This window comes from Corallococcus terminator, assembly GCF_003611635.1.
Classification (GTDB): domain Bacteria; phylum Myxococcota; class Myxococcia; order Myxococcales; family Myxococcaceae; genus Corallococcus; species Corallococcus terminator.
This window is the reverse complement of record NZ_RAVZ01000267.1, coordinates 1-14,160: the sequence shown is the minus strand read 5'-3', so window position 1 is coordinate 14,160 and position 14,160 is coordinate 1. Positions and strand designations below refer to the sequence as shown.

Below are 14,160 nucleotides of genomic sequence, written 5' to 3'. Positions count from 1 at the left end.
GAGGGGCGCGGCGGTGAGGGCGCCGGGGCGCTGGCGAGGCTCACCTCGTTGGAGATGTTCACCGGCTCGTCGGGCGGCTCGGCGGGGTCCACGTAGACGAAGCGCGTGGCGCCAATCTCCACCTCGTCGCCGTCCTTGAGGGCCTTGCGGTTGACGCGCTTCTTGTTGACCTTGATGCCGTTGCGGCTGCCCAGGTCCTCCACGTGCGTGCCGGACCAGTCGCGGCGGATCTTGGCGTGCCTGCGCGAGACGAGGTCGTCCTTGAGGATGACGTCGGCTTCCTTCTCGTCGCGGCCGAAGACGTGCTCCTGCGCGTCGGAGATTTCGATGCGCTGGCCCTCTTTGGGGCCGTTCATGTAGCGCAGGAAGCGCTCCTCGCCACCGGCGAGCCCGCGCATCACGTCCTTCACCATGCCGCGCGCGATGAAGGACGTCTTGTCGCTCACGTCCTGGACGATTTCGACGACCTTGTCGAAGCGGACGTCGTACTGCGCGATGGCGATGATGTCGCCGTTGCGCAAGAGCTCCTTCTCTCCCTGGGGCAGGGGCTTGCCGTTCACCTTCGTGCCGTAGGCACTGCCCAGGTCCTCCAGGAAGTAGAGCGTGCCTTCCTGGGTGATGCGCGCGTGGTTGCGCGACACCGCCTGCTGCGGAAGCATCACCTGGCAGGTCTTGTCCCGGCCCAGGGTGATGATCGCATCATCGAGGACGACCTCTTTTCCAGAGGCGCCTCCGGCTTCGCTGCGCTGCGTGACGGTCAGACGGACGCTCATCGCGTGGAGTCGCTACCCGAAGGGACGGCTAGAATGAGTCGTTGGCCAGGAATCTCTCACACGTCTGATACTCGGTGGGGAATTCCTCGGAGGTACCAAACTTCATGAAGTTCTTGCAGGCCGCTTCGGCGTGGGTCTGCTTGTGCGCGTCCGAGAAGATCTGGAAGAGGCCGAAGTGGCAGGGCGCGAACTTGGCGTCCAGCTTCACGCACTTGCGGTAGGCGCCTTCCTCCTCCGTGAGCAGGCCCTTCTCGCGGTACTGGCGCGCGAGCAGGTAGAGCGCCGGGGCGCTGTTCTCCGCCGTCTGCGTGTCCTTGAGCTCCTTGAGGGCCGAGTCCGTCAGCGCCACCTTGCGCTGGGCGAGCGCCAGGTTGTTGAGGCAACTGGAGTTCTTCTCATCCAGGCGGGCGCAGTTGCCAAAGGCCTCGCGGGCCTCGGCGAAGCGGCTCTGCTCCATCAGCACCGTGCCCAGGTCGTGCCACACCTCCGAGGAGTCCGGGGTGAGCTGGGCGGCCTGGGAGATGTGCTCGAAGGCGGACTCCAGCTCCTTCTCCTCGTAGGCCATGATGCCCAGGTTGTGGTGGGCGTTGGCGACGTTGGGATTGACGGCGAGCAGGGTGGCGAACTCCTTGCGGGCCTCCTTCTTCTTGCCCATCTTCATGTAGGCAAGGCCCAGGTCGTAGCGCGACTCCAGGTTGTCCGGGTTCACCTGCAGGGCGCGCTTGAAGTTGTCGTGGGCCTTTCCGTAGGCGCCTTCGTCCAGGTAGAGGACGCCCAGGTTCTGGTAGGCCTGCAGGTGCTCCTGGTTGTAGCGCAGGGCCTTGATGAAGAAGTCCTTCGCCTTGGGCTTGTTGCCCGAATACATGGCGATGAGGCCCTTGTTGGCCCAGAGGTCCGCGTACTGGGGGGAGAACTCCAGGCCCAGGTTGCAGTAGGTCTCCGCCTTCTGGAGATCCCCGTTGGCCATCTCCTGCGCGCACAGCTCATTGTTGATGAGCGCCCGTTCGTGCGGCGGCGGCGTGTTGAGGCACGCGGTGGTGGTCAGGGCAGCGGCGGCGGTCAGCGTAAGGACGAGGCGAAGACGCATGGCCGACCGAGTGTAGGAGAGCGCCACCCCGTGAGGCAACGGCGGCCTGCCGCTGAATCAGCGCTGTTTTCCAGGGGTTAGGGGGGCTGTAGAGTGCCGCGCCATGCGGACCTACCTTTGTGCCTTTGGCTTGCTCGCCGCCCTGCTGGGCGCGACCCCCGCCCACGCCCAGTTCTCCAACCGGAGCCTGGGACTCTCGCTGGGCTACATGGACTTCAAACGCACCGCGGGACTCGCGGGCACGCCCTTCATCGGCCTGGAGGGCAGCCTCTACGTGGAGAACGGCTTCGAGGTCGTCTCCCTGTCGAAGCTGATGTTCCCGAAGGACACCTTCGCCACGCCGGAGAAGCGCGTGGTGGGCCTGGCCCCGTCCATCGGCATCCGGTACCTGCTGCTGGAGGAGACGCTGCGTCCCTACATCGGCACGGACGTGAGCTACCTCATCGTCTTCAAGGAGCAGACGAGCAACTTCGTGGGCATCGGGCCCAACGTGGGGCTGGACTACTTCGTCACGGACTCGGTGAGCCTGGGCGTGCGAGCGCAGTACAACTTCTACATCGCCCTCAACGAGGATACGCAGACGTCGCTGACCGGCTCGGTGGGCCTGGCGGCGTACTTCTAGGCGAGGCCGGGCGCCCCGGGCGCTTGTTCGGGGCGGGCAGCAACGTGGCGGCGACCAGCAGCGTCCACTTCTCGTCCGAGAGGTGGGCGGGCTTCTCCATCGCGAGCGAGTCCTGGAGCCGGGCGCCCAGCGCGGAGAACAGCCGCAGCCGGGCCTCCATCCGGAGCTCCTCGCGCCGCAGGGCCGCGGACAGCACCAGCTCCCGCTCCTCGGTGGACAGGCGCTTCACGCGGGAGACGAACAGCGGATCCGCCAGCAGTCCCTCGTCGCCCCGGGTCTCCAGCGCGGAGGGCATCTTGAGGCGGCGCTCGCGCACGACGATGGTGCCGGCGAGCAGATCTCCCAGCCGCTGGTGCGAGCGCGACACGAGCGCGGTGGTGCCGCCCACCAGGTAGAGGAAGGGCAGCCGGTCCACGACGCGCGCCAGGTTGCGCAGCGCCGCGTGGTAGAAGCCGATGCGCACGCCGCTCTCCTGGATGACCCTGAGGGACAGGGCGCGCTTGCCCACCGTCTGCCCGGCCCAGGCGGTCTCCAGGGTGATGCCGTAGCCCCAGTCCACCAGGAAGTAGATGACGATGCCCAGCGCGCTGGCGAACCCGGGGAACGCGGCCATCGCGACCTGGAACACCAGCAGCACCACCATGGTGGTCAGCCCCACGATGACCGCGTCCACCAGCCACGCGAGGAAGCGCGAATACACGCCCGCGAGCGTGAAGCGGAACTCCACGTACTCCGGGGTGAGCACCGTGTGGGTGCCGTCGAGCAGGGTGTCGGAAGCGGGCGTCACGGGGCGCAGTGTATGCCACCCGGACCGCGTCCCGACGCCGTTCGCGGAACGATTCCGTGGGGGCCGCAAGGATTCCAGCGTCGCGCGGGAGTTCTCCTCTACCTCCACGCAGGGGGCAGCCGGGCGAGCATCCCCCGTCCACCCGGGGGGCAGGTGCGGGGCAGGCCTCAAGGGTGTTATTCGTGAATAGCGGGCTCCCACGCTATCCTGTCCGCATTCCCGCGCCCGTGGCCTCTTCCGAAATCTCATCCTGGAACCGCCGCGTGCTGCCAGCGGGCGCCTTCCAGTTCGCGCTCATCGCCGGGGTGACGCAGCTCAAGACGGCGGCGAACGCGCTGGTGCTGTCGCGCTTCGAGTCGCAGGCGCTGCCCTACCTGTACCTGCTGGGCGCGCTGATGACGGCGACGCTCACGCTGCTGCCCCGGGGCCGGCCCGACGCGCCCACTGAATCCCCGGGCATCCTCACCGGCGTGGGCGGCGTGCTGGCGCTGGGGCTGGCGGCGGCGCTGTCCGCGGGGCAGCGCATGCCGGCGCTGGCGCTGTACCTGTTCGCGGACTGCTTCAGCACGTTCGTGTCGTTCCGCTTCTGGGGCCGCATGGCGTCCGCGTTCGACGCGCGCGAGGCGCGCCGGGCGTTCACGGTGCTCAACGGCTTCGGCATGGGCGGTGGCATCGCGGGTGGCCTGCTGGTGCAGGCATTCGCGGTGCGGCTGGGCACGCCCGTGGTCGTGGTCAGCGGCGCGGTGAGCCTGCTGGCCGCGGGGGCCATCTACCACCACCTGCACCAGACGGAGCCCGCGCCGCCGCAGCGCACGCGTTCGTTGCAGGCGTGGTTCCCGGCGTGGCGCTACCTGGGCGAGAGCCCGTACGCGCAGGTGCTCGCGGCGCTGGGCATCGCGTTCGCGGTGCTGTCGTCCTTCGTGGACTACCTGTTCCGCCTGCGCGTGGAGGGCACGCTCAGCGAGGACGGGCTGGCGGCGCTCTTCGGTTCGTTGCAGTTGTGGATTGGCCTGTTCTGCGTGGCCTTCCAACTGCTGGTGGCGGAGCGGCTGCTCAAGCGCATGGGCCTGCTCATGTACCTGGCGCTGGTGCCGGTGGTGCTCGCGCCGCTGGCGGGGGCGACGCTGGCGACAGGGGAGTTGTGGCCGGTGCACCTGCTGCGGCTGGTGGAGACGGCGGTGAGCTACTCCATCCTGCCGGTGGGCATCCAACTGCTCTACGCGGCCGTGCCGGACGAGCAGCGCGAGGGCCTGCGCAGCGCGGTGGATGGCCTGTTGCGCAAGGGCGGCGTGGTGCTGGCGGGCGTGCTGCTCATCGGCGCGGGGCGCGGGGCCAACGGCATCACCATGGCGGTGGCGGTGGTGGGGCTTTGCGCCGCGCTGGGCCTGCTGCTCGTGCGCCTCAAGCCCGCGTACCTCACGGCGCTGGGCGAGCAGGTGGGCGCGCACGAAGAGGAAGACGTCGAGCTGGGCGTCGATTCGCAGAAGCTGCTGGTGGAGGCGCTGGGCGCGCCCACGCCGGAGCGCGTGCTGCGCGCGGTGGACATGCTGGAGCAGGCGGATGCGCCGCTGCGGCAGCACCTGGCCGCGCTCCTGGCCCACCCCCACGAGCGCGTGCAGGAGCGCGGCGTGACGCTGGCGCTGAGCCTGGAGGCGCGCGAGCTGGCGCCCATGCTGGAGCGGTTGGTGGAGGAGGGCCCCCGGCGCCCTCGCGACCAGGCCGTGTGGGCCCTGGCGCGCCTGTCCCCGGAGCGCGCGGAGCGGCTGTTGCCGCCGCTTCTGACGAGCTCCGACGTGGGCCTTCGCTGCGCGGCCATTGGCGCGCTGATGCGCACGCAGGTCAACTCCGCCGCGCTGGAGTCGCTGCGCGAATTGCTGTCGAAGGGGGACCATGCCCCGGTGGCGGAGCGGCGCGAGGTGGCGCGGCTCTTGGGGCGGCTGAAGGATCCGCGCTTCGCGGGGCCGCTGTCGCTCTACCTGGAGGACATGGACATCTCCGTGCGCCGCGTGGCGCTGGTGGCGGTGGGGGAGGGCGGCTACGTGGAGCTGGCGCCGCGCCTGCTGCCGTTCCTCACCTGGCGCGAGGAGCGTCCGGCCGCGCGTGAGTCGCTGGTGCAGTTGGGCGACGCGGTGACGCCGCTGTTGGAGTTGCAGCTCAACAACAAGGCCGCGCCGCTGGCCATGCGGATGCAACTGCCCCGCGTGCTGCGCGGCATCGGGACGTCCGCGGCGCTCAACGCGCTGCTCTTCTCCAACGTGCGCGACGACGCGGGCCTGCACTTCCGCATCGGCGCGCAGTTGTCACGGCTTCGCGAGGAGCAGCCGGACCACCCGGTGGACGTGGACCGGATCCACGAAGCGCTGGGCCGCCGCCGCGACACGTACCGCCAGCTCGTGGGGGCCTTCCGCGACGTGCAGGCGGCGCTGGGCCCGCAGTCGCTGCTCACTCGCGCGGTGGGCGACCGGTTGGATCAAGCGCTGGAGCTGTCCTTCTTCCTGCTGGGCCTGCTGCACCCGCCCCAGGCGATGCGGCGGATCCACCAGCACCTGGTGGGCTCCGACTCCCGGCGCCGCGCGTACGCGCTGGAGCTGCTGGAGAACCTGGTGGCGGTGGAGGAGCGCGAGCTGGTGATGGAGCAGGTGGAGGCCCACCACCGCGAGCTTCCTCCCGGGGCGCCGGGCCGGCTGTGGCGGCGGCTCGCGGGGCTGGTGCAGAGCGAGGACGTGGTGCTGCGCGCGTGTGCCCGCTACGTGGCGCGGGTGAATGGCCTGGATGTGCTCCCGCAGGAGGGTGAATTGAGCGACAAGATCGTCCAACGGATGTTCGCGCTGGAAGGCGTGAGCGTCTTCTCCCAGAGCGACGTGGATGACATCGCCGCCATCGCGGAGGTGGCTCGCGAGGCCGTGTTCCGCACCGGCGAGCGGCTCTACAGCCAGGGGGACCCGGGCGACGCGCTCTATGTCATCGTCGAGGGCGCGGTGGACGCGTTCCGCAACGGCGAGCACGTGCTGCGCTTCCAGGCGAAGGAGGCCATTGGCGAGGTGAGTCTGCTGGATGGCGCGCCCCGTCCCACGGACATGGTGGCCGCGGTGGATTCACGCGTGCTCGTCATCGACCGGCGCGACTTCCTGGATCTGCTGGCGGACCGGCCGGAGCTGCTCACCGGCTTCTTCCGCTCCGTGAGCCAGCAGCTCCAGAGCGTCATCGACCTGCCCGCGCGGCGGGAGACGGGACAGCGGCTGGAGCTGGGCGTCGCGCAGCAGCCCCCCGTGCCGCTGGAGGGCATTGGTGGACTGCCGCCCGAGGGCAACGCGCCCTCGGACGTGTGACGCGGCGTCAGTCCCCCACGTCGTGAGGGGACGGCGGGGCGTTCTTCGACGGCTGCACCGGATCCAGGCTGTGCAGGTGGGCCGCGGCCACCGGGATGAACGGCCGCGTGAAGCAGCGCAAGGGCGGCAGGGTGCCCACGAAGCGCGTCAACGCGAGCCCCGCGAAGACCCACGGCTGACGTTCCACGCTCGCGATGGGGGAGGAGACCCCTTCCGTCCTTCGCGTCAGCACCCCCTCGTACCAGCGGAAGGGACCCCAGCGCAGGAACGGCAGCACCTGGGCGATCGCGTGCCAGCCGCGAAGAAACCAGGGGGGGCGTGAGACAGGGGATACCCAGGCGCGGTCGCTCTTGGCGGAGGTGAAGACGGTGAGCCACCAGAAGGCCCAGGCGGAGCTGAGCACGGGGAACAAGACCGTCTTCCAGGGCACCGGCGCGGTGACGGCCGCTATCACCGGGAGGCCCAGCACGAAGAGCACGTAGGCCCTCCACCGGCGCTGGAGCTTGGCCTTGATCCACGGGACGTTGACGCGCACGCGCGGGGCGAGCCGTGGATCCTCGGGCGTGATGCCGGTGGCCAGGCTCGCCTCGCGGGAGATGACCGTGTGGAAGTCGCGCGACAGGGCGACGACCACCCATTGCGCCACGCTCAACGACGTGAAGAACAACACCCAGAACTCCCAACTGCCCAGGAAGAAGACGCCCTCGTGCACCTGGGGCGTTTCGATGTTGAGCCCCTCCTTCTGGGGCGCCTTCTGGATGCGGGGGCCCTTGTCCTTCGGGGCCCGGGTGGCCTTGCCGCCCTCTTTTTCGAGGCCGGCGCGGACGGCGGCGGCGACCGTATCGCCCAGGTCCTCCGCGTCCTCCTCCACGGCCTCGTTCGGGGTCGGGGGGGAGGTGGCCCTGGCGCGTTCGGCGGCTTCCTTCGCCGCGTTCCCGGCGGCGGTCGCGGCATCCTCCAGGGTCGCGTCCTCCGCGGTCCCCTCCTCGATGGCGGCCGCGATGAGCTCGCTCACCGCCTCGCCCACGGAGGGGGTGTCACCCTTCGCCGAGCCTGGATGGACCTCGCCCCCCAGCGCCGCTTCAAGGTCCCGGGCAGCCTGGTCGAGACGGGCCTGGGCCTCCGGCCCCAAGGACCGGGCCGCCCTGACGGAGCGTTTCGCCTGGACCTCCTCTTCGTCCTGGAAGTTGTTCGCCGCCCAGACTCCCGCGAGGGCCACGAGGAACGCCGTCTGGAACAAGGTCACCCGCAGGTAGCGAGCGCGCGTCGGAGCATCCGCCAGCGTCGTCCTCGCGATGTGGATGGGCAGGCTCGCGCCGTAGAAGAACTGGCGGATGCGGCCTTCCGGAAGCGCGCCCCGCACCGACTGGAAGTGCTCGGCGCCGCTCCGGGCCTCGCCCCACCACTTGCGCACCTCGTCCCGCAGCGACGAAGCGCCTGGAGTGGCGGTAGAGCCGCCCTCCGTTTCCTCTCGTAAAGGCTTGAAATCCTTGCCTTTCATGCCCGTCATTGCAGCACGCTACCACGGCCGGGATGTGCTAAAGGCCCGGCCGTGAACCCGAACCCTCTCTCGCTGCGTCCCTTCCGTCGTCCTACCCGCCAGCTCTGGCTGTCGTCCGGCGCGCTGGTCCTCGCCTTGGGAGCCCTTGCGGGCTGTGAGAAGACTCCCCCGCCTGCCCCGGCAACGCCTCCTCCGGCCGCGCCCGCGAAGCCCGCGGTGCCGTCTGAAGTGACGGTGCTCGTCACCGGCAGCACCCGTGGCCAGCTCCTGCCCGCCGACGGCAAGGGCGGCGCCGCGGAGCTGATGGGCCGCTGGGTGAATGATGAAAAGCACTGTGCCGGTCCGCTGAAGGACGGCCAGGCGACCTGTCCGGATGCCGGCACGCTCGCCCTGACGACGGGCGACCTGTGGACGGGCCCGGCCATCTCCTCCTTCTTCCTGGGCGCTCCGACGGCCGAGGTGATGGGGCACATGGGCTACGCCGCCTCCGCGCTGGGCAACCACGAGTTGTCGTACGCCAAGGACTCCTTCTTGAAGAACCGCGCGGCGGGGGGCTTTCCCTTCCTGGCGGCGAACCTGAAGGTGACGGACGCGTCGCTGGCGAAGGACCTGTCCATGCCCGCGTTCCAGGTCTTCGACCGGCGCGGCCTGAAGATTGGCGTGGTGGGCCTGACGTCGCAGAAGACGGTGGGCACGGTGATGTCCGGCCGCGCGGAAGGCCTGGAGGTCACCCCCTCCGAGGACGCGCTCAACACCGCCATCCCCGAGGCGCGCAAGGCGGGCGCGGACGTCATCGTCGTGGTGGCGGACCAGTGCCCCACCGACCTGCAGCCCGTGCTGGCCAAGCACCCCGACTGGAAGGTGTCGCTCGTCGCGGGTGGTCGCTGCGCGGAAGCCTCCGCGCCCAAGACGGAAGGGGACACGACGTACGTGTCGCTGGGCCGCGGCTTTGATTCGTACCTGCGCGCGCACTTCAAGTTCGACCCGGCCAAGGGCGCGGGCCAGAAGCTGACCGGCATGGAGACGAAGGTCATCGAGGTCACGGGCGGCACGCCGGACGCGGAGACGGCGAAGCGCATCGCCGAGTGGCAGACGAAGGTGGACGAGGCGCTGGGCCGGAAGATCGGCTTCACCAAGGCGGGCATCCCCCAGGACTCGCCGCTGATGGCGAAGTGGGTGGCCGGCGCGGTGCGCACGCAGCTCAACACCGACGTGGCCATCCTCAACAAGGGCGGCCTGCGCGGCGGCCTGCCGGCGGGCGACGTGACGCTGGGCAGCGTGTACTCGGTGATGCCGTTCGAGAACTCGCTGCTCACCGTGAAGCTCAAGGGCGAGGACCTGGCCAAGCAGCTTGAGAACCCCACCGCGCTCGTGGCGGGCCTCACCCCGGCGGGCAAGGGCAAGTTCAAGGACGCCAAGGGCAAGGCCCTGGATCCGAAGAAGGAGTACACGGTCGCCACCGTGGAGTACCTGTACTTCGGCGGTGACGGCTTCGGCTTCGAGAAGCTGGACGCGGACCCGGCCGAGACGGGCATGGCGTGGCAGACGCCCGTCGTCGAGTGGACCCAGGCCCAGTCCTCCACCGAGGCGAAGCCGCTGGAGAAGCTCATCAAGTAGGCACGGGGAGTCTTTTCCGCTTCCTGAAGCCACGGGGCGCCGGCGCCTCCCTGTCACAGGGGAGGGCGACCGGCGCCTCGCCATTTTCGGGGCTCGGCTAGACTGGGCCCCATGGAGATGGCGGAGTTCATCGAGACGCGGCGCCCTCGCTGGCAGCAACTGGAGTCGCTGCTGGACAAGTCCGAATCGGACGGGCTGCGCAAGCTGAGCCTGGAGGAGGCGCGGTCGCTGGGGAAGCTGTACCGCGCCGTCTCCAGTGACTTGTTGTGGGTGCGCGCGCGCAGCGGCTCCGCGGACGTGAGCGCGTACCTCAACGACCTGGTGGGCCGGGCGTACGCGCTGACGTATCCGGGCTCCCGGCCGCGCTTCGCGGACGTGTGGGCGTTCGTGTCGCGCGGCTTCCCGGCGCTGATGCACCGCGAGTGGCGCATGTACCTGGCGGCGGTGCTGCTGATGGCGGCGGGCGCGGGCTTTGGCTACGTGGGCATGATGGTGGATCCGGACGCGGCGCACTACCTGGTGCCGGAGCAGCACCTGGACATGGACCCCGTGAAGCGCGCCGCCGACGAGGCCGCTGGCAAGGGCATGTCCGTGGAGGAGCAGGCGCAGTTCTCCACGTTCCTCTTCACGCACAACATCCAGGTGGCCTTCCTGGCGTTCGCGCTGGGCATCACCCTGGGGCTGGGCACGGTGGTGATGCTCTTCGTCAACGGCCTGTTCCTGGGGGCGCTGGCGCAGGTGTACGCGGCCAAGGGGATGACAGGGTGGTTCTGGGCGTGGATCCTCCCGCACGGCATCCCGGAGATGTCCGCCATCTGCATCGCGGGCGCGGCGGGGCTCGTCATCGCGCGGGGCATGGTGGCGCCGGGGGGCCTGTCGCGCGGGCAGGCGCTGCGCAAGGAGTCGGTGACGGCGGTGAAGCTGTTGTTCGGCACGCTCGTGCTGTTCGTACTCGCGGGCTTCATCGAAGGCACCGTGTCGCAGATCCACCCGCCGAAATTGTCGGTGGGCTTCAAGATCACCTTCGCGCTCACCGTGGGCGCGGGCGTCTACGCGTACCTGCTGTCGGACTGGATGCGCGGCCGTCGGCGCGGGGCTCGGGCCGAGGAGTCGGTGGGGACGGCGGGATGAGCGTGGGGCGCGCTGCTTCCGTGCCGGACCTGTCCGTGCCGCCCCTGCCGCGTGAGCCGGAGGTGCTCATCGAGTGCCCCCGCTTCTCCATGGTGAAGCGGCGCGCGGATGGGTCGGTGGACTTCGTGTCGCCGCTGCCGTGTCCGTACAACTACGGCTCCATCCCGGGCCTGCTGTCGGATGACGGCGACCCGCTGGACGCGGTGGTGCTGGGGCCGCGGCTGTCGCAGGGGCAGCGCGTGCGCGTGCCGGTGGTGGCCGTGCTGGGCTTCATCGACGCGGGGAAGGGCGACCCGAAGGTGGTGTGCGGGACGCACCCCATGACGGCGTCCGAGCGCGCGGGCCTGGAGCGCTTCTTCCACGTCTACGCGCTGTTCAAGCGCGGGCTGCACCGCGTGCGCGGCGCCGTGCCCGACACGCGCTTCGTGGGCTGGCTGCGCGAAGGCCCCGAGGCCTGACGCGTTTCTTCAACCCAGCGTCTGGGTCATCCGCAGCAGCCGGTTGTGTTTCAGGCCCTGCTCCAGCGGCCCTACCCACTTTTCCGGCTGGAAGCCCATCCGCGTCCAGAAGCGGTGTGCGGCTTCGTTCTGCTCCAGCACCGCGAGCCGCAACAGCCTTCCGCCCTGAGCGCGCACGTGCCCTTCGTAGGCACGGACCACGGCCTCGCCCCGACCCTGGCCGCGCACCTCGGGGGCGAGCAGCAGGATGCCCAGGTACCACTCGCCGGGCGCCGGGAAGTCGCGCAGCGCTTCGAGGAGTCCCACGACGTCGCCTGCCGCCGTCTTCAAAGCGAACAGGTGGCCTTGCCCGGGTGTGAGGCCCGGGGGCCGTTCGGCGGGGATGCGCCGGGCTTGATCCGCCAGGGCAGGGCGACCGTAGGCGAGCTGGTGGAAGTCCTCGCAGCGCTCGAGCAGCGGCTGCAGGGCTTCCGCCTCCGCGTCGGGAACGGCCTGGGCCGTGAGGTCCCCTGCCTGGAACGTGAGGTCCACCCCCGCCTCCGCTACAGGACGCCGCGCGCCTTGATGTCGAGGTAGCGGTTCACCGCCGCGAGGCTCAGCTCGTCCGGGGCCACATCCAGCATCTGCACACCGCCCCGGCTCACGCGGGCCTTGAGCACTTCGCGGTCCGACAACAGCTCGGAGGCCACGGCGTGCTGGAAGGCCTGCTCCGGTCCGGACGGCGGCGTGCGCAGCAGTTTCTGCAACGCCGTGTCCTTCACCGACAGGCACAGTGGGACGTGACGGCGCGCCAGCCGGTGCAGCGGCGCGACGAGCGTGTTGGCCTGCTCCTCGTCGAGGAAGTCGGTGAAGACGCACAGGAGGCTGCGCCGGTTCAGGCGGACATTCAGCTCCTTGAAGAGCGCCAGGTAGTCCACGTACGTGAGGCTGGGCGTCGCGGAGTACAGCGTGTCCACCAGCTTGCGGTACTGGCCCCGGCCCGCCGCGGGCGGCAGGTAGGCCTTCACGCCGTCCGCGAAGAGCGCCAGGCCCACGCGGTCCCCGTTGCGGATGGCCACGAACGCGAGGAAGAGCGCCGCGTTCACCGCGTGGTCCAGCTTGGTGAGCCCGTCCACCTGCGCCGCCATGGAGCGGCCCGCGTCCACGCAGATGAGCAGCGCCTGGGAGCGCTCCGACTCCAGCACGCGCGTCACCGGACGGCCCCGGCGCGCGGTGGCCTTCCAGTCCACGTCGCGCACGCTGTCGCCCTGGGCGTAGTCGCGCAGGCGCGCGAACTCGCTGCCCCGGCCGTCGCGGCGCAACTGCCGCAGGCCCAGGTTCACCAGGTCCAACGCCGCGCCCGACAGGAGCAGCCGCCGTGCCCCGCGCAGGTCCGGGTACACCGACACCGAGCGCGCGGCGACGAAGGTGCGCTCCTGCGACATGAGCCCCAGCGGGCCCTTCACCCGCACGTGCAGGTCCCCGAACATGAACTTGCCACGCCTCACCGGCGTGGCCCGGTACACCCACTGCGTCTGGCTGTCCGGCGTGAGGCGCAGCGTGGCTTCGCCCGGTTCGGTGGTGAAGTCCGACGGCGCGTCATCCTTCACGCGCACCTGCACGGTGCCCCGGCCCCGGTGCACGAGGCGCACTTCCACGCGGTTGGCCACGCCGACGTTGAGGCGCTCCGGCAGCGTGCGGTGCACCTCCAGCCTCACGCGGCGGGCCAGGAGGTAGTCGAACGCGGCCAGGGCCAGCGCCAGGGCATCCAGCGCCAGCACCGCGCCGCCCAGGCCCGGGAAGAAGCCCGCCAACGCCATGGGCAGCGCGAGCAGGGCCAGGAGCCCCCACAGGCGCTCGGAGGGAATCACCGGGGGACCTCGACGCCCTGGACCACTTCGCGCAGCACGTCCGTGGGCGTGGCCCCGTCCAGCTCCGCGTCCGGCGACAGCAGCAGGCGGTGGCGCAGCACCGGGCCCGCGAGGAAGCGCACGTCGTCCGGCGTGACGAAGTCGCGGCCCCGGAGCGCCGCCAGCGCCTTCGATGCGAGCAGCAGGTGCACGCCCGCCCGGGGGCCCGCGCCCAGGCGGATGTTGGGCGAGGTCCGCGTCGCCGACACCAGCTTGCGGATGTAGCCCAGCACCGGCGGCTCCACGTTCACTTCACTGAGCGCCGCTCGCGCCTGGAGCAGCCCGTCCTTCGTCACCGCCGCGTTCACGCCCGCGCGCGCCAGGTTGCCTGAGTCGAAGCCCCGGTGCACGGCGTCGAGGATGGCGTCCTCTTCCTCCGGCGCGGGGTAGCCCACGTCGATTTTCAGGAGGAAGCGGTCCAACTGCGCCTCGGGCAGCGGGTACGTGCCTTCGGACTCCACCGGGTTCTGCGTGGCGAACACCGTGAACATGGGGGAGAGCAGCAGGTTGCGGCCCTCCAGCGACACGGCGCGCTCCTGCATCGCCTCCAGCAGCGCGGACTGCGTCTTCGCGGGGGCGCGGTTGATTTCGTCCGCCAGCAGCAGGTCCGTGAAGATGGGGCCGCGCGCGAGCACGAAGGACTGCGTCTTCAGGTCGAAGACGCTGGTGCCCAGGATGTCCGCGGGCATCAGGTCCGGCGTGAACTGGATGCGCTTGAAGTCCGCGCCCACGCTGCGCGACAGCGCCTTGGCCATCAGCGTCTTGGCCACGCCGGGCACGCCCTCCAGCAGGATGTGGCCTCCGGCGACGAGCCCGCAGAGCATCAGCTCCAGCGGTTCGTCCTGTCCGACCACGGCCTTGCGCACCTCGTGGAGGACGCCCTCGCGGATGGCGTTGGCGGCCCGCACGGCGTTGCCGCCGTCCGGCGCGAGAGGAGGAGAGAAGGGCGGGGCGTTCATGGGGTTC

The 14,160-nt window shown here is 70.3% G+C and carries 12 protein-coding genes; 5 read left to right on the top strand and 7 right to left on the bottom strand.

Going from position 1 to position 14,160, the window contains the following annotated elements; genetic code table 11:
* Together D7V88_RS30040 and D7V88_RS30035 are read right to left on the bottom strand one after the other, a co-directional pair.
* A partial coding sequence (locus tag D7V88_RS30040) for an FHA domain-containing protein (RefSeq protein WP_147448918.1) occupies positions 1-773 on the bottom strand: 773 nt, incomplete at its 3' end.
* Between the two features lie 28 nt (positions 774-801).
* Positions 802-1,860, bottom strand: coding sequence for a tetratricopeptide repeat protein (locus tag D7V88_RS30035; RefSeq protein ID WP_208726554.1), 1,059 nt, complete (start codon positions 1,858-1,860; stop codon positions 802-804).
* 103 nt (positions 1,861-1,963) lie between these two features.
* Between D7V88_RS30035 and D7V88_RS30030 the strand changes: the two genes are divergently transcribed.
* The gene (locus tag D7V88_RS30030; RefSeq protein WP_120544052.1) at positions 1,964-2,482 is read left to right on the top strand and encodes an outer membrane beta-barrel protein; all 519 of its coding nucleotides are present in this window, start codon (positions 1,964-1,966) and stop codon (positions 2,480-2,482) included.
* Here the strand turns inward: D7V88_RS30030 and D7V88_RS30025 are convergent.
* A complete protein-coding gene (locus D7V88_RS30025) occupies positions 2,424-3,269 on the bottom strand; it encodes an RDD family protein (protein WP_120544051.1) in 846 nt (281 codons plus the stop codon). The two genes, D7V88_RS30030 and D7V88_RS30025, sit on opposite strands and share 59 nt — an antisense overlap.
* A 227-nt stretch (positions 3,270-3,496) precedes the next feature.
* On the opposite strand from D7V88_RS30025, the gene D7V88_RS30020 reads away from it, so the two are divergent.
* Positions 3,497-6,598: a cyclic nucleotide-binding domain-containing protein gene (locus D7V88_RS30020; protein ID WP_120544050.1), complete on the top strand. Its 3,102-nt coding sequence runs from the start codon at positions 3,497-3,499 to the stop codon at positions 6,596-6,598.
* A 7-nt stretch (positions 6,599-6,605) separates the two neighbouring features.
* Here the strand turns inward: D7V88_RS30020 and D7V88_RS30015 are convergent, their stop codons facing one another.
* Positions 6,606-8,099 carry a hypothetical protein gene (locus tag D7V88_RS30015; protein ID WP_147448917.1) on the bottom strand — a complete coding sequence of 498 codons (1,494 nt, stop codon included), beginning with the start codon at positions 8,097-8,099 and terminating at the stop codon, positions 6,606-6,608.
* Between the two features lie 303 nt (positions 8,100-8,402).
* On the opposite strand from D7V88_RS30015, the gene D7V88_RS30010 reads away from it, so the two are divergent.
* The 3 genes from D7V88_RS30010 (at position 8,403) to D7V88_RS30000 (ending at position 11,305) form a co-directional block, all read left to right on the top strand.
* Entirely contained in the window at positions 8,403-9,716 is a 1,314-nt protein-coding gene (locus tag D7V88_RS30010; protein WP_372241134.1) for a bifunctional metallophosphatase/5'-nucleotidase, read from the top strand.
* A 111-nt stretch (positions 9,717-9,827) separates the two neighbouring features.
* Complete coding sequence (locus D7V88_RS30005) at positions 9,828-10,847, top strand: stage II sporulation protein M (RefSeq protein WP_120544047.1); 1,020 nt, start codon at positions 9,828-9,830, stop codon at positions 10,845-10,847.
* Positions 10,844-11,305: an inorganic diphosphatase gene (locus D7V88_RS30000; RefSeq protein ID WP_120544046.1), complete on the top strand. Its 462-nt coding sequence runs from the start codon at positions 10,844-10,846 to the stop codon at positions 11,303-11,305. The genes D7V88_RS30005 and D7V88_RS30000 overlap by 4 nt, the downstream gene beginning before the upstream one ends.
* Positions 11,306-11,314: 9 nt before the next feature.
* On the opposite strand, the gene D7V88_RS29995 is transcribed toward D7V88_RS30000, so the two are convergent.
* From D7V88_RS29995 to D7V88_RS29985, 3 genes are read right to left on the bottom strand one after another with little or no spacing between them, the layout of a single operon-like run.
* Positions 11,315-11,836, bottom strand: coding sequence for a GNAT family N-acetyltransferase (locus D7V88_RS29995; RefSeq protein WP_120544045.1), 522 nt, complete (start codon positions 11,834-11,836; stop codon positions 11,315-11,317).
* A gap of 11 nt (positions 11,837-11,847) precedes the next feature.
* Entirely contained in the window at positions 11,848-13,155 is a 1,308-nt protein-coding gene (locus D7V88_RS29990) for a DUF58 domain-containing protein (protein WP_120544044.1), read from the bottom strand.
* A complete protein-coding gene (locus D7V88_RS29985) occupies positions 13,152-14,153 on the bottom strand; it encodes an AAA family ATPase (protein ID WP_120544053.1) in 1,002 nt (333 codons plus the stop codon). The genes D7V88_RS29990 and D7V88_RS29985 overlap by 4 nt, the downstream gene beginning before the upstream one ends.
* Between the last annotated feature and the right edge of the window lie 7 nt (positions 14,154-14,160).